Genomic DNA, 14,050 nt, shown 5'->3' with positions numbered 1-14,050 from the left:
GCGGACACCCACCCCTTGATCACTCTACGTATCGAACATAGGTTCCAGTAAACAGGTATTGGCTCGACGCGCCTGAAGGAGCCCGGTGGTGGCCACGCTTCCAGAGATCAGGGGCTGGCCTACCTCAAGGGCAGGGACGTGACGCTGTCTTCTCGCGACTTCGCGCCGACGGCCCGTTCTGTGAATTCCTGCCCTGAAGATGACGGCGGTGACGGGGTGCGGTCAGGTCAACGCGTCCGCGGCGGATTGGGCTTCGGCGGCTTTGGCGGGAAGGTTGGCACGGGTGTAGGCGTCGGCGGCCTGAAGGTACCGACTCCTGGCTTCGGCTGGGTCGTCGAGGGCTTGATGCATGCGGGCGAGATCGAGCGAGGCCCATGCGGCATCGGTCCAGTCACCTATCTCCCGGAACATGCGGTGACCCGTGGTACTCGCGCTGATCCCTTCCCGCGTCCGAGACGCCTTGTGCAGGGCCCAGCCGAGGTTGGACCATGCAAGAGCCTCGCCGGCTAGGTCACCGTCGGCATGAAATAGATCGCGTGCCCGGGTGCACGCCTCGATGGCCTCGGCCAGCTCGCCTGTCTCCTGCCACAGGACACCGAGGCTTATCAATGCCGAAGCCTCACCTACGACGTACCCGGATGCCTGGTGCAGGTCGCGTGCGAGGGACAATGCCTCCGCGGCCTGCGACGTCTGGCCGAGATTCCTCCGCGCCTGTCCGATGTTGTGCCAGGCGCTCGCTACACCGTGGGGATCGTCGGTCGTCTCGTAAAGCTCGCGAGCGCGGATGTGTGCGTCCAGACCGTCCGGCACCCGCTTCCGCTCCCGCAGAGCAAAGCCGAGACTGTTCAAGATCTTGGCCTCGGCGACACGGTCACCGAGCCGGCCCGCGGCCTCATGGGCGGCACCGCTGATGATGATCCAGTCGTCGAAATAACGACGCCAGTTCAGGCTGTAGTCCATCAAGTGCAATGCCAGACGGACGGCCAACGACGGAGTGCGTCCGGCGCTCGCCCACGGAACCACGGCTGTCAGGCCGACCCGTTCCTGGTCCAGCCAGGTCAGCGCATCCACGAGCGTCGCGAAGTGCGCGGGACGGGCGTCACCGTTCAGGTGCCTGCGGATGTGGGCGTCCGCCTCCTGCGCGCGGTCGCAGTAGAACCCCAACAGCCTTTCACGCGCGGCTTCCCCCTCCTCCCGGAGGGCCGCGTCCGACGCCACCAGACCCGCGCCGAACGCGCGCACCAGGTCGTGCAGTCGCCACCGGGCAACCGTCGTCACCATCGTGGCCGACAGCAGACCAACGGCGGCCAGGTCCTCCAGGAGACCCACCGCCGTATCGGGATCCAGGTTGGCCAGAGCCGCCACCGCCTCGGTGCCGGTGTCGGCACCGGGAGCCAGCGCGAGCAGGCGCAGCAGTCGGGCCTGCTCGGGGGAGAGGCGGCGGTACGACACCTCCAGGACCGGTCGCAGGACGAGTGACCGGCCGTACTGGTCCGTGCTCTGTCTGCCGTTGTCGAGGACGAGTGTCGGGTCCCCGGCCTGCTCGATCTCGGCGACCAGGGAGGCGATGCTGCGATGCCGACGCCGTCGGAGCAGTGCGGCGGCGATCTGGAGGGCCAACGGCAAGTGGCCGCAGCGGTCGGTCAGTTCGCGGAGCGCGTCGGGTTCGCGCTCCGGGCGTTCGTCGCGTTCGTCGGAGTCGTGCAGGGCGCGCGTCACCAGGGCGGCGGAGTCGGCCGGTTCGAGGGTCGCGAGGTCGATGAGGCGTATGGGCAGGGTGTCAGGACGGTCCCGGGAGGTGATGAGGACCCGGTGGTGATCCGTGCCGGGCAGCAGCGGCAGGTACTGGGACGGGTCCGACGCGTTGTCCAGGATCAGCAGCATCCGGTCCCGCCGCCCGGCGAGGACCTCGCGGTACACGTCGTACCGGCGCTCCTCCGTCGGCGGCAGATCCTGGCTCCGTACGCCGAGCGCATCCAGCAGGGCCAGCACCGCCTGATCAGCCGTCACCGGGTCGTCGTCGTAGCCGCGCAGGTCCACGAAGAGCGTCCCACCGGGGAACCAGCCCCGCGCCCGATGCGCCGCCTCCACCGCCAGCGCGGTCTTGCCGATCCCGCCCATGCCGGTGACCGCGAAGATGAGAATCGGAAGCGATGTCGTATCGCCCCTGTCCGGCGTCAGGTGCGGCAACAGCCGGTCCAGCTCCGCCACCCGCCCGGTGAACCCCAGAGGACGCGGCGGCAGAGTCGCGCTCGCCCGTGGCACCGGCCCGTGGGTCGTGCCTCTACCGTCGCCTGTCGGTCCTGTCGGTCCTGTCGGTGACGGGGCCGTTGAAGGTACCGCCCCTGAAGTCGATGTGATCTCCGCCGTACGTCCCCCCACTGTCCCTCCGCCGATGGGGCCCCTCCTCGGAGTCGGAGGAACTCCCACGGGGCCGGTGCTTGTGCAGCACCGCGACCGCGACCGCCACCGCCCGCTCGGCAGCCCCCTTCTGGGAACCCGACGCGTCAGCCTTGTGCTTGCGGGCATCCGCCCGGTCGCTGATGCCCCGGATCACGAGTGCGTCCAACTGGCCGCTCAGGCGGGCCGCTTGGAGCGCCCCGGAGCCCTCCATCTCGATCGCGCCGGCGTCGTTGTAGTTCCGGCGGAGGAACTGGGCGATCTCGGACTCCGCGTCCGCGAGGACGACATCCCCCGTGGCGATCGGCATGAAGTGCGCCTGGACCTCGGGCATGTCCCGTACCGCGGAACGGGCCGCCTGTTCCAGCTTGAGCGAGCTCGGGAGGGACTTCGGGCGGACGAGGAAACCTTCAGGTGTCTGCTTGCCGCCGTGGATCTCGTAGACCGCCGTGCCCACGACGACGTCGCCGATGCCGACGTCGAGCTTGAGGCTGCCGGCGACCCCGACGAAGAGAACGGCCTCGGGGCTCAGCCAGTTGATGAGCTGGGTGGTGAGGGAGGCGGCCTGCTCGGCGCCCATGCCCAGTTCAGCCATGGCAACCTGCCAGGCAGAGCCGGGCAGTTGGCCCGTCTCGACTCGGATGCCGTCGCGGTGCACCAACTCCTTCCGCTTCTTGACGTGCGCGCGCATCGCGGCGTATTCGACCGGGATCGCGGTCAGGACCAGAACGGTCGATTGTGTCTGCGGCACACTCATAACGTACGCCGGGGGAAGGGGCCGAGCGCTGGAACGGGACGTCACCGTCGGGCAGTTGCTGCTCGCCTCGTACCAGGCGTCGCCCGAGGTGTCCGGGACCTCGGGCGACGCGGAGCGGGCCAGGGCGTAGCCGGACTAGTACCAGCCCGTGCAGCGGATCGGGGTGTCGTAGCCCGAGTCGCCGCAGGCGCGGGCGACCTGGCCGTTGCGGTCGGCGAAGGCCTCGGTCCAGACGCTGCCGCCGGTCTCGATCTCGCTCTCGCCGAGGTGCCCCTGTGTTCACGCGCATGCGTCGTCGTCCTTGTCGAGAGGTGAAGGAGCCGGCGTCCGCCATGGCCCTGCTGTCCGGCCTCTTCACGGCGGCCGGCCCCGCCGACGGATGTAAACGGAACAATCTTTTCGATCATCATGGAAATGCTCACTCAAAGGAGTGCCAGAGGTTTGGGCGGACTCTCGGCGTCCGCGGCTGATCGCGGCCGACCGGGGCCGGGCTCGGAGCCGCCCTTCCGGACCGAGACCGAGGGCGGCCCCCTCACCCCTCCAGCAGCATCCGCTGCAGCTCCCGCGCCGCCCGCGGCGGCGCCACATCGCTGCGATGCGCCAGCGCGATCGTGCGGTACAGCCCAGGGGCGGCGAGCGGTGTCACGCGAAGCCCGCGCCCCGACCGGGTGGCCACCATGCGCGGCACGACGGCCACGCCCAGGCCCGCGCGGACGAAGCCCAGTACCGCGTCCATCTCGCCGCCCTCGACCGCGAAGTCCGGCTCGAAGCCCTCGGCGCGGCACGCGGCGACCGTCAGTTCGCGCAGGTCGTAGCCGTGCCGGAACATCACCAGGCGGGCCCCCTCCAGGTCCGAGATCCGCACGGAGCGCCGCCCCCGGCCCGGCGCGGGCGCGTCCGGCGACGACACCACCACCAGGTCCTCCCGCAGCAGCTCCACCGTGGTCAGGGCGGGGGACGGGGTGGGCAGGGGGAGGACGACCAGGGCGAGGTCGAGGGCGCCGCGCGCGAGCTCCCGTACGAGATCGTGCGAGCCCCCCTCCTCGATCAGCAACCGGATCCCGGGGTAGCGGTCGTGGAAGGCGCGCAGGACGTCCGGGAGCAGGCCCGTGCACAGGCTCGGGGTGGCGCCGAGCCGCACCCGGCCGCTGCGCAGCTGGGCCAGCTCCTGCACCTCGTGACGGGCCGTGTCCGCGTCGGCCAGGATGCGCCGGGCCAGCGGCAGCAGCGCCTCGCCCGCGTCCGTCAGCGTGATGTTGCCGCGCGCCCGCAGGAACAGATCCGCCCCCAACTCCCGCTCCAGCGCCTTGATCTGCTGCGAGAGCGACGGCTGCGCGACATGGACCACATCGGCGGCCCGGGTGAAGTGCCGGGTCTCGGCGACGGCCACGAAGTACTGGAGCTGGTGGAACTGCACGACAACCACGATAGGGCATGCCTATGGAAACGAGCTGGACCATGTCTTGGACCGATCGGCCCGTTCGGCCCTAGCGTTTCGGGACATGGCTCTGGCAACGCGGACGGACCGACGACCGTCCATGACGCGCACCGTGTGGGACAGCTCGGTCGGCAAGAAGACGGTCATGGCCGTCAGCGGTCTGATCATGCTGCTCTACCTGGTCGTCCACATGATCGGAAACCTGAAGATCTTCTTCGGGGCCGGCGAGTTCAACCACTACGCGCACTGGCTGCGCACCCTCGGTGAGCCCTTCCTGCACTACGAGTGGGCCCTGTGGATCATCCGGGTGGTCCTGGTCGTCGCTGTCGTGGCGCATGCCACCGCCGCCTACCAGCTGAGCCGCCGCGACATCCGGGCGCGCCCCAGCAAGTACGTCCACAGGAAGCCGCGGTCGAGCTACGCGACGCGCACCATGCGCTGGGGCGGGATCATCCTCGGCCTGTTCATCGTCTGGCACGTCCTCGACCTGACGACCGGCACCGTGCACCCGGACGGCTTCCAGGCCGGACACCCGTACCAGAACGTCATCGACACCTTCTCGACCTGGTACGGCGACGTCATCTACATCGTCGCGATGCTCGCCCTCGGCCTGCACATCCGGCACGGCTTCTGGAGCGCAGCGCAGACCCTGGGCGCCGGCAGCCGCACCCGCGACCGCGCCCTCAAGACCATCGCCAACGTCCTCGCGTTGCTGCTCACGGCCGGCTTCATCGCCGTACCCGTGGGCGTCATGACCGGAGTGGTGAGCTGACATGACCCCCTATGCCGAGTACCCGACCGGAGAGCCGGTCGTCGACAGCAAGGCCCCGCGGGGCCCGGTCAACGAGCGCTGGGACACCCGCCGCTTCGAGGCCAAGCTGGTCAACCCCGCCAACCGCCGCAAGCACACGGTGATCGTCGTCGGCACGGGCCTCGCGGGCGGCGCCGCCGGAGCCACCCTCGCCGAACAGGGCTACCACGTCGTCCAGCTCTGCTACCAGGACTCGCCCCGCCGCGCCCACTCGATCGCCGCACAGGGCGGCATCAACGCCGCGAAGAACTACCGCAACGACGGCGACTCGATCCACCGGCTGTTCTACGACACCGTCAAGGGCGGCGACTTCAGGGCGCGCGAGTCCAACGTCCACCGTCTGGCACAGATCTCGGTGGAGATCATCGACCAGTGCGTCGCGCAGGGCGTGCCCTTCGCCCGCGAGTACGGCGGCCTCCTCGACACCCGTTCCTTCGGCGGCGTCCAGGTCTCCCGCACCTTCTACGCCCGCGGCCAGACGGGCCAGCAGCTGCTGCTCGGCGCGTACCAGGCGCTGTCCCGGCAGATCGCGGCCGGCACCATCGAGATGCATCCGCGCACCGAGATGCTCGACCTGATCGTGGTCGACGGGCGGGCCCGCGGGATCGTCGCCCGCGACCTGATCACCGGTCGTATCGACACCTACTTCGCGGACGCGGTCGTACTCGCCTCCGGCGGCTACGGCAACGTCTTCTACCTGTCGACGAACGCCATGAACTCCAACGCCACCGCCATCTGGCGGGCGCACCGGCGCGGCGCCTACTTCGCCAACCCCTGCTTCACCCAGATCCACCCCACCTGCATTCCGCGCACCGGCGACCACCAGTCCAAGCTGACCCTGATGAGCGAGTCGCTGCGCAACGACGGCCGCATCTGGGTGCCCAAGGCCAAGGGCGACACCCGTCCGGCGAACGAGATCCCCGAGGACGAGCGCGACTACTACCTGGAGCGCATCTACCCCTCCTTCGGCAACCTCGTGCCCCGCGACATCGCCTCCCGCGCCGCCAAGAACGTCTGCGACGAGGGCAGGGGAGTGGGCCCCGGCGGTCAGGGCGTCTACCTGGACTTCGCCGACGCCATCACGCGCATGGGCCGCACGGCGGTCGAGGAGAAGTACGGCAACCTCTTCGACATGTACGCGCGGATCACCGCCGAGGACCCGTACACCGTGCCCATGCGGATCTACCCCGCCGTGCACTACACGATGGGCGGCCTGTGGGTCGACTACGACCTCCAGACCACTATCCCGGGCCTGTTCGCGATCGGCGAGGCCAACTTCTCCGACCACGGCGCGAACCGGCTCGGCGCCTCCGCCCTGATGCAGGGCCTCGCCGACGGCTACTTCGTGCTCCCGTCCACCATCAACGACTACCTCGCCCGCAACCCGCACCAGGACGCGATCACGGGTGAACACCCCTCCGTCCAGGAGGTGTTGGCCGAGACCGAGGACCGGCTCAGCAGGCTCCTCGCCGTCGACGGCGACCGCACCCCCGACTCCTTCCACCGAGAAGTCGGCCAGCTCATGTGGGAGTTCTGCGGCATGGCCCGCACGGACACCGGGCTGCACAAGGCACTTGAGCGCATCCCGCAGATCCGCGAGGAGTTCTGGCGGCGCATCAAGGTCCCCGGCACCGGCGAGGAGTTCAACCAGTCGCTGGAGAAGGCCAACCGCGTCGTCGACTACCTGGAGCTCGCCGAGCTCATGTGCCTCGACGCGCTGCACCGCGCCGAGTCCTGCGGCGGCCACTTCCGCGAGGAGTCCCAGACCCCGGACGGCGAAGCGGCCCGCAGGGACGAGGAGTTCTCGTACGCGGCCGCCTGGGAGTTCACCGCCACCGGCGACGCCCCCGTCCTGCACAAGGAAGACCTCGTCTTCGAGTACGTCCACCCCACTCAGCGGAGCTACGCATGAAGCTCACCCTGCGCGTCTGGCGGCAGCAGAACGCCGACGCCCCCGGCGCGATGTCCACGTACGACGTGGACGGCATCTCGGCCGACATGTCCTTCCTGGAGATGCTCGACACCCTCAACGAGGAGCTCATCCTCAAGGGCGAGGACCCCGTCGCCTTCGACCACGACTGCCGCGAGGGCATCTGCGGCGCCTGCTCGCTCGTCATCAACGGCGACGCACACGGGCCGGAGCGCACCACCTCCTGCCAGCTGCACATGCGGTCCTTTGAGGACGGCGACACCATCGACGTCGAGCCGTGGCGCGCCTCGGCCTTCCCGGTCGTCAAGGACCTCGTCGTCGACCGCTCCGCCTTCGACCGGATCATCCAGGCCGGCGGATACATCACCGCCCCGACCGGCGCCGCGCCCGAGGCCCACGCCACCCCGGTACCGAAGCCGGACGCCGACTTCGCCTTCGAGCACGCCGAGTGCATCGGCTGCGGCGCCTGCGTGGCCGCCTGCCCGAACGGCGCGGCGATGCTGTTCACCTCGGCGAAGGTCAACCACCTGAACGTGCTGCCGCAGGGCGTGCCCGAACGCGAGACCCGCGTCCTCGACATGGTCGCGCAGATGGACGAGGAGGGCTTCGGCGGCTGCACCCTCGCCGGCGAGTGCGCCACCGCCTGCCCCAAGGGAATTCCGCTGGTCTCCATCACCAGCATGAACAAGGAGTGGCTGCGCGCGACCCGCAAGGCGGGAAGGCGTTAGCCGTACGTCGTTCGCCGTTACGGTGCGGACGGGCGGGACCGGGAGTGGTGCTCATCCCCGGTCCCGTCTCGCTTTCCCGGGCGCCCCTGGCATTCAACAAGCCCACATCCCGGCTCTCGGCGCCGGTCACGTACACGCCAATCGGAATCGGAAGAACAGGAGCGTCGGCGGACGGCGCACCATCCGGTCCTCCGACTCACCGCCGAACCGGCCCGTGACCAGGAGAGTGCCATGACCGGCGTATCCACCCTCAGCCCCCCGCAGCCCGTTGCCCCCACCCGCTACACCGTCACCCTCGCCCGCGACGAGGCCGACGTCCGAGCAGCCCAGCGGCTGCGCCACGACGTCTTCGCCGGCGAGATGGGCGCCCTGCTGGCCACGCCGCAGCCGGGCCTCGACATCGACGCCTTCGACGCCTACTGCGACCACCTGCTGGTCCGCGACACGGTCACCGGCCAGGTCGTCGGCACCTACCGGCTGCTGCCGCCCGAGCGGGCCGCGGTCGCCGGGCGGCTCTACTCGGAGAGCGAGTTCGACCTCGGCCCGCTCGACGCGATCCGCTCCGGGCTCGTCGAGGTCGGCCGCTCCTGCGTGCACCCCGACCACCGCGACGGCGCCGTCATCGGCCTGATCTGGGCCGGGATCGCCCGCTACATGGTGCAGGGCGGCCACGAGTGGCTCGCCGGCTGCTGCTCCATCCCGCTCGCCGACGGCGGGGCGCTCGCCGCGGGCACCTGGGACCGGGTGCGCACCAAATACCTGGCGCCCGAGGAGTACCGGGTACGTCCGCTGCTGCCCTGGAGCACCGAGGGCGTGGCCCGGCCCGCGCGCACCGAGCTGCCCCCGCTGCTGCGCGGCTACCTGCGCCTCGGCGCCTGGGTCTGCGCGGAGCCCGCGCACGACCCGGACTTCGGCGTCGCCGACCTGTACGTGTTGCTGTCGATGCGCCGGGTCGACCCGCGCTATCTGCGGCACTTCCTGTCGCTCATTCCGGCGGGCGGCCCGGCGTCATGAGCACGCCGAGCGTGACGGGCGCGGCTCGCGTCGCCGTACCGGGCGCGGGCCGTACGGCCCGTATCCGCATGCCGGTGATCTCCCGGTCCGGCGGCCGAACTCCCATGGCCGGTACGGCTGTTGTGCCGAGCGCCTGGCTGCCCAGCGCCCCCTGCACCCCGGGGGCCTGTGTGCCGTCCGCACGGTCGATGGCCACGGTGCCGCGCGCCGTGCTGCGGCTGGCGGCGGTCATGGTCACGCTCCTCGTCGGGATCGCGCTGACCCCGGCCGTCGCCCGGATCTCCACCGTTCGCCGCGACCCGATCATCCGCGCGTGGTGCCGTACGGTCGTGCGGGCCGCCGGTGTCCGGGTCCGGATCACCGGCGACGCCCCGCCCACCGGGGGCCTGCTCCTGGTCGCCAACCACATCTCCTGGCTGGACATCCCGCTGCTCGCCGCCGTCCGCCCCGGCAGGATGCTCGCCAAGGCCGAGATCCGGCAGTGGCCCTTGGCGGGCCCGCTCACCGCGCGCAGCGGAGCACTGTTCATCGAGCGCGACCGGCTGCGGGCCCTGCCCAGGACCGTCGCCCGGATCGCGGACACCCTGCGCGACGGCGCCGCGGTCGTGGTCTTCCCCGAGGGGAGCACCTGGTGCGGCCGGGCCCAGGGCCACTTCCGGCGGGCCGTCTTCCAGGCCGCGCTCGACGCCGGTGTCCCCGTCCAGCCGGTGCGTCTGCACTACGGCCTCGACGACGGGGGCGTGAGCACCGCCCCCGCGTTCGTCGGCAGCGACTCGCTGCTCACCTCGGTGTGGCGGGTCGCCTCGGCGCGCGGGCTGGTGGCGGAGGTGCGGGTGCGGCCGGTGCTCGCGCCGGGCAGCGCACCCGACCGGCGCGCCCTCGCCCGGGCCGCCGAAACGGCCACCGGCCTGGGGCGGGGCGCGAATATGCGGGGAGGCGCACACTTCTGACGTACCGTCAGTCCTGCGGGGTACCGTCCCCGCATGTATTCCGGAGCGTACGACCCCGCCAGGCCGGCCGTCGTCACCGCGGACGGCGGCCGGACCCTCACCTACGGACAGCTGGAAGAGCGCTCCCTGCGCCTCGCGGACCATCTGCGGACCAGGGGACTGCGCAGCGGCGACCACCTCGCGATCCTCTCCGACAACGACCCGCGCGTCCTTGAGGTCTACTGGGCCGCCCTGCGCTCGGGCCTCTACCTCACCGCCGTCAACCACCATCTGACCGCCGACGAGGCCGCGTACATCGTCCGCGACTGCGGCGCCCGCGTCCTGATCGTCTCCGGCACGCTCGGCGAACTCGCCGACAAAGTGGCCCAGTTGCTGCCGGGAGCGGCACTGCGCCTCGACGACGGCTCGTACGAGGCCGCCCTCGCCGCCGCCTCACCCGAACCGCCCGCACACCAGCCGCGCGGTGCCGACATGCTGTACTCCTCGGGCACCACGGGACGCCCCAAGGGGATCGAGCCGGCACTCCCGGAGGGCGACGTCCGTGAGGTGCCGAGCACCTTCCAACTGCTGTTCCAGCCCTTGTACGGCTTCGACGAGAACACCGTCTATCTCTGCCCGGCCCCGCTCTACCGCGCGGCGCCCCTGCGCTTCTGCTACGTCGTCACCGCTACCGGCGGCACCGTCGTCCTGATGGACTCCTTCGACGCCGAGACGGCGCTGGCGGCTGTCGAACAGCATCGGGTCACGCACAGTGAGGGGGTACCGCCCGCTCGAACGGAGTTGAGAGTGGGGGAGGGTGCCCACCATGTTCGTACGGATGCTCAAACTGCCGCCGAGGACACGGCAGTTGTACGACGTCTCGTCGCTGAAGGTCGCCATCCACGCGGCCGCGCCCTGCCCGGTCGAGGTCAAACGGCGGATGATGGAGTGGTGGGGGCCGGTCCTGTACGAGTACTACGCGGCGACCGAGGCCAACGGGATCACCTTCATCGACCCCGAGGAGTGGCTGCGCAAGCCGGGGTCGGTGGGCCGGGGCGGGCTCCTCGGCGATGTGCGGATCTGCGGCGAGGACGGCAAGGTGCTGCCCGTCGGTGAGACCGGCACCGTCTACTTCGAGCGCGACGAGCTGCCCTTCACCTACCACAACGACGCCGGCCGCACCCGCGCCGCGCAGCACCCCGACCACCCGACCTGGACGACCACGGGCGACATCGGGCACGTCGACGAGGACGGCTACCTCTTCCTCACCGACCGGCGGGCGTTCACGATCATCTCCGGCGGCGTGAACATCTACCCGCAGGAGACGGAGAACTGCCTGATCCTGCACCCGAAGGTCGCCGACGTCGCGGTCGTCGGGGTGCCCGACCCGGAGATGGGCGAGGCCGTCAAAGCGGTGGTGCAGCCTGCGCCCGGCATCGCGCCCGGCCCCGAACTGGAGCGTGAACTCATCGACTTCGCCCGGGAGCACATTGCGCACTACAAGACCCCGCGGAGCGTGGACTTCACGGACACGCTGCCCCGGACGCCCACGGGGAAGCTGGCCAAGTCCGCGCTCAGGAGGGCTTATCGGGCGTGAACCGGCGGATCGGCTTCCGCGTTGACATTATGCAGGTAATTACCTGCATAATTGATCCGTGAGCGGCGAACTGCTCAGCGAGAGCGACGGCCGGAGCCACCAGGCAGAGGAGTACGCCATGACCAACGCACCCGCCTCCGTACCGGCCTACGTCTACGTCACGTACATCCGGGCCGGCGCGAAGCAGGTCTGGGAGGCCCTGACGGACGCGGACCTCACCGCCCGCTACTGGGGACACGCCAACGTCTCGGACTGGCAGCCCGGCTCGGCCTGGGAGCACCGGCGCGCCGACGGATCAGGCGTCGTCGATGTGGTCGGCCGAGTGATCGAGGCCGAGCCCCCGACGCGCCTGGTCATCACCTTCGACGACGCCCCTGACGCCGAAGTTCCCCGCGAACCCTCGGTGGTCACCTTCCTCGTCGAACCGCACGACGACATCGTCCGCCTCACCGTGACCCACGAGAACCTCCCCAACCTGGAGATGCTCGGCGGCATTTCGCGCGGATGGCCGGCCGTGCTGTCGAACCTCAAGTCGCTCCTCGAAACCGGCGAGGTCCTCCCGCAGGCGCCGTGGGAGATGTCTCCCGCACACGCCTGAGACGCGCACGAGCGCGGAGAGAACGCGCACGACCAGAGAAAGAACGCGCACGACCACAGAAGGAAGAGGGAAGAGGACCCGATGGACACCACCCCGCTGCGGGACGCCTACCGCCTGCTGCTGGACGCCGCCGCCACGGTGGCCGAATCCGGCGACCCGGCCCCCGTCCCGCCACCCGGCGAGTGGAACGCCGACCAGATCCTGGCCCATGTCGTCATCGTCAACGCCGTCACCCTGGCCGCCGTCTCCGCCGTTACCTCGGCGGCGCACACGACGTACGACAACCGTATGGCGCACGACCCCTGGACCCTCGAACGTGTCATCGCGCGCTCCGGCGGCAACGCGGGCCTGCGGGAACGCATCCGACTCCAGGCCGACGCCCTGTGCGCACTCGGCGGCCCCATGCTGAGCGAGGCCGAACTCGACACGCCGGTACCCACGCTGCTCCTCTCCCACGGCGCCGTGATGCTCGATCAGCCCCTGCCGCTGAGGGACCTCATCGCGGGCCTCGCGGACGCGGAGCTGCCCGGCCACGCGCAACAGCTCCTGGCTCTGCTGCCGAAAGGGGTCGGGTCGGCGCGTCCTTGAGAAGCGGGTCCGGGTTTCGGAGAGGATTTGGCCATGACCGACGCGACGAAAGCAGTTCTCCAGGGCGGCCCTGACGATCTCACGGAGCGGATCGTCTCCGCCCCGGAGCCCGGGCTCGACATCAAGCTCCCGTTCCGTGGGGGGTTCGAGCACTTCAGGGCCACGACGCGTCAGCAGGAGACCTCGGAGGGCCTGTTGCCCGTGTACGAGTGGTGGGAGCGCACGGAACTCCCGGGGTAGGCGCCGTACCGGGACCGAGCCGTGGCCGCCGTGGCCCGGTCCCAGCCGGGCTGGCGGGTCGGGCGGTCCCGTTGATCCGGCGCGGCTCGGAGGAGCCCACTTGAGGGAAATCCGACGCTGAACGCTATCCGAACAGGCGTCGCTGGATCTCCCGCCGGTAGTCCTCGAGAGTCCTGTCGAGGTGTGTCGCCGTGGCCGCGGCCGCCTCGTCGGGCCGGCCGTCGCGGATGGCCCGGTAGATCTGCTCGTGCTCCACGACCGCGGACTCGGTGCCTTCACCGAGCGTGTCGTGGATCCCGATCGCGCTGGACTGCCGCTGCAGTCGTCGCGCATCTCGCACGGCACTGACGAGGAACGTGTTGTGCGAGGCGACGGCGACGCCCATGTGGAAGTCCTCGTCCGCCTGGTTGAACACCTCGACCTGCCCGTGGGTGAACCCGTGCCGACACTGCTGCATGGCCACCTCGATGGTGCGCAGCTCGGCGGGTGTGGCACGGGTGGCGGCCAGACTGCTCGCGGCCATCTCCTGAACCCTGCGGAACTCGAACAGCATGAGTACGTGATCGATGTCGACGGGGCGGAAGAATCCGCCCCAGCGGCTGGTGATGAGCATGCCCTCGTCGTCCGCGACGAACAGTCCGCGCCCCTTGTGCGCCCGGACCCGGCCCAGCGCCGAGAGGATCTTCATGGCCTCCCGCACCACCGCCCTGCTGGTGTTCAGCTGCTGGGCCAGATCGTTCTCCGTGGGCAGCCGATCACCCGCCACCAGCCGGGACTCGGCGATGAACTCGAGGATCCGCTCCGCCACGACCTCGTAGCCGGGCCGGTACTCACGCCGCGCGTCCGCACTGTTCACCGCTGCCGACGCGACGGGAGGTGCCTGCGTCGGCGGGGCCGCCTGGGCCGCGGGCGTGTCGTTCATCGGTTCTGCCTCCTGGCTGGCGCAACTGAGGTGGCTGATCGCTGTGGAGCCGCGTTCATCGTATCCCAAGCATCAATGAGTCGTACTCATCGAATGGG

At 70.3% G+C, this 14,050-nt stretch carries 13 protein-coding genes and 3 pseudogenes; 11 read left to right on the top strand and 5 right to left on the bottom strand.

The genetic code is table 11. The features are described 5' to 3' along the window. Positions 1 to 222 precede the first annotated feature (222 nt). From AB5J56_RS06775 to AB5J56_RS06765, 3 genes are all read right to left on the bottom strand, one after another. Positions 223 to 2,211, bottom strand: coding sequence for a tetratricopeptide repeat protein (locus tag AB5J56_RS06775; protein ID WP_369231038.1), 1,989 nt, complete (start codon positions 2,209 to 2,211; stop codon positions 223 to 225). A 73-nt stretch (positions 2,212 to 2,284) separates the two neighbouring features. Then, the gene (locus tag AB5J56_RS06770; RefSeq protein WP_369231036.1) at positions 2,285 to 3,157 is read right to left on the bottom strand and encodes a nucleosidase; all 873 of its coding nucleotides are present in this window, start codon (positions 3,155 to 3,157) and stop codon (positions 2,285 to 2,287) included. Between the two features lie 532 nt (positions 3,158 to 3,689). Continuing rightward, on the bottom strand, positions 3,690 to 4,574 hold the full coding sequence (locus AB5J56_RS06765) for a LysR family transcriptional regulator (protein WP_369231034.1): 885 nt from the start codon (positions 4,572 to 4,574) through the stop codon (positions 3,690 to 3,692). Between the two features lie 121 nt (positions 4,575 to 4,695). Between AB5J56_RS06765 and AB5J56_RS06760 the strand changes: the two genes are divergently transcribed. The 4 genes from AB5J56_RS06760 (at position 4,696) to AB5J56_RS06745 (ending at position 9,078) form a co-directional block, all read left to right on the top strand. Continuing rightward, positions 4,696 to 5,367 carry a succinate dehydrogenase gene (locus tag AB5J56_RS06760; protein ID WP_369231032.1) on the top strand — a complete coding sequence of 224 codons (672 nt, stop codon included), beginning with the start codon at positions 4,696 to 4,698 and terminating at the stop codon, positions 5,365 to 5,367. Between the two features lies 1 nt (position 5,368). Then, on the top strand, positions 5,369 to 7,318 hold the full coding sequence (locus AB5J56_RS06755; RefSeq protein WP_369231030.1) for a fumarate reductase/succinate dehydrogenase flavoprotein subunit: 1,950 nt from the start codon (positions 5,369 to 5,371) through the stop codon (positions 7,316 to 7,318). Beyond that, positions 7,315 to 8,064 carry a succinate dehydrogenase/fumarate reductase iron-sulfur subunit gene (locus AB5J56_RS06750; RefSeq protein ID WP_369231028.1) on the top strand — a complete coding sequence of 250 codons (750 nt, stop codon included), beginning with the start codon at positions 7,315 to 7,317 and terminating at the stop codon, positions 8,062 to 8,064. The genes AB5J56_RS06755 and AB5J56_RS06750 overlap by 4 nt, the downstream gene beginning before the upstream one ends. A gap of 231 nt (positions 8,065 to 8,295) precedes the next feature. Further along, a complete protein-coding gene (locus AB5J56_RS06745) occupies positions 8,296 to 9,078 on the top strand; it encodes a GNAT family N-acetyltransferase (RefSeq protein ID WP_369231026.1) in 783 nt (260 codons plus the stop codon). Here the strand turns inward: AB5J56_RS06745 and AB5J56_RS06740 are convergent. Continuing rightward, positions 9,050 to 9,310, bottom strand: coding sequence for a hypothetical protein (locus tag AB5J56_RS06740; protein ID WP_369243177.1), 261 nt, complete (start codon positions 9,308 to 9,310; stop codon positions 9,050 to 9,052). The two genes, AB5J56_RS06745 and AB5J56_RS06740, sit on opposite strands and share 29 nt — an antisense overlap. Here AB5J56_RS06740 and AB5J56_RS06735 point away from each other — a divergent pair. The 7 genes and pseudogenes from AB5J56_RS06735 (at position 9,267) to AB5J56_RS06705 (ending at position 13,030) form a co-directional block, all read left to right on the top strand. Next, complete coding sequence (locus AB5J56_RS06735; RefSeq protein WP_369242390.1) at positions 9,267 to 10,028, top strand: lysophospholipid acyltransferase family protein; 762 nt, start codon at positions 9,267 to 9,269, stop codon at positions 10,026 to 10,028. The two genes, AB5J56_RS06740 and AB5J56_RS06735, sit on opposite strands and share 44 nt — an antisense overlap. A 33-nt stretch (positions 10,029 to 10,061) precedes the next feature. After that, positions 10,062 to 10,769: pseudogene (locus AB5J56_RS06730) on the top strand (AMP-binding protein); the annotation flags it as partial. Between the two features lie 64 nt (positions 10,770 to 10,833). Further along, a pseudogene (locus AB5J56_RS06725) lies at positions 10,834 to 11,085 on the top strand (AMP-binding protein); the annotation flags it as partial. A 21-nt stretch (positions 11,086 to 11,106) separates the two neighbouring features. Continuing rightward, entirely contained in the window at positions 11,107 to 11,604 is a 498-nt protein-coding gene (locus AB5J56_RS06720) for a hypothetical protein (protein WP_369242388.1), read from the top strand. A gap of 100 nt (positions 11,605 to 11,704) precedes the next feature. After that, positions 11,705 to 12,202: pseudogene (locus AB5J56_RS06715) on the top strand (SRPBCC family protein); the annotation flags it as partial. Between the two features lie 81 nt (positions 12,203 to 12,283). Further along, positions 12,284 to 12,790, top strand: coding sequence for a hypothetical protein (locus AB5J56_RS06710; protein ID WP_369231024.1), 507 nt, complete (start codon positions 12,284 to 12,286; stop codon positions 12,788 to 12,790). Positions 12,791 to 12,823: 33 nt separating this feature from the next. Then, positions 12,824 to 13,030: a DUF5988 family protein gene (locus AB5J56_RS06705; RefSeq protein WP_369231022.1), complete on the top strand. Its 207-nt coding sequence runs from the start codon at positions 12,824 to 12,826 to the stop codon at positions 13,028 to 13,030. Positions 13,031 to 13,154: 124 nt separating this feature from the next. Here the strand turns inward: AB5J56_RS06705 and AB5J56_RS06700 are convergent, their stop codons facing one another. After that, complete coding sequence (locus AB5J56_RS06700) at positions 13,155 to 13,952, bottom strand: FadR/GntR family transcriptional regulator (RefSeq protein WP_369231020.1); 798 nt, start codon at positions 13,950 to 13,952, stop codon at positions 13,155 to 13,157. Between the last annotated feature and the right edge of the window lie 98 nt (positions 13,953 to 14,050).

The sequence above is a fragment of the Streptomyces sp. R21 genome (genome assembly GCF_041051975.1).
Taxonomy (GTDB): Bacteria; Actinomycetota; Actinomycetes; order Streptomycetales; family Streptomycetaceae; genus Streptomyces.
This window is presented reverse-complemented; position numbering and strand designations above follow the sequence as displayed.

Coding starts and splice junctions, on each gene's coding strand:
- AB5J56_RS06770 (WP_369231036.1), bottom strand. CDS start 3,157: ATGAGTGTGCCGCAGACACAATCGACCGTTCTGGTCCTGACCGCGATC.
- AB5J56_RS06760 (WP_369231032.1), top strand. CDS start 4,696: ATGACGCGCACCGTGTGGGACAGCTCGGTCGGCAAGAAGACGGTCATG.
- AB5J56_RS06755 (WP_369231030.1), top strand. CDS start 5,369: ATGACCCCCTATGCCGAGTACCCGACCGGAGAGCCGGTCGTCGACAGC.
- AB5J56_RS06750 (WP_369231028.1), top strand. CDS start 7,315: ATGAAGCTCACCCTGCGCGTCTGGCGGCAGCAGAACGCCGACGCCCCC.
- AB5J56_RS06745 (WP_369231026.1), top strand. CDS start 8,296: ATGACCGGCGTATCCACCCTCAGCCCCCCGCAGCCCGTTGCCCCCACC.
- AB5J56_RS06735 (WP_369242390.1), top strand. CDS start 9,267: ATGGCCACGGTGCCGCGCGCCGTGCTGCGGCTGGCGGCGGTCATGGTC.
- AB5J56_RS06740 (WP_369243177.1), bottom strand. CDS start 9,310: ATGACCGCCGCCAGCCGCAGCACGGCGCGCGGCACCGTGGCCATCGAC.
- AB5J56_RS06710 (WP_369231024.1), top strand. CDS start 12,284: ATGGACACCACCCCGCTGCGGGACGCCTACCGCCTGCTGCTGGACGCC.
- AB5J56_RS06705 (WP_369231022.1), top strand. CDS start 12,824: ATGACCGACGCGACGAAAGCAGTTCTCCAGGGCGGCCCTGACGATCTC.
- AB5J56_RS06700 (WP_369231020.1), bottom strand. CDS start 13,952: ATGAACGACACGCCCGCGGCCCAGGCGGCCCCGCCGACGCAGGCACCT.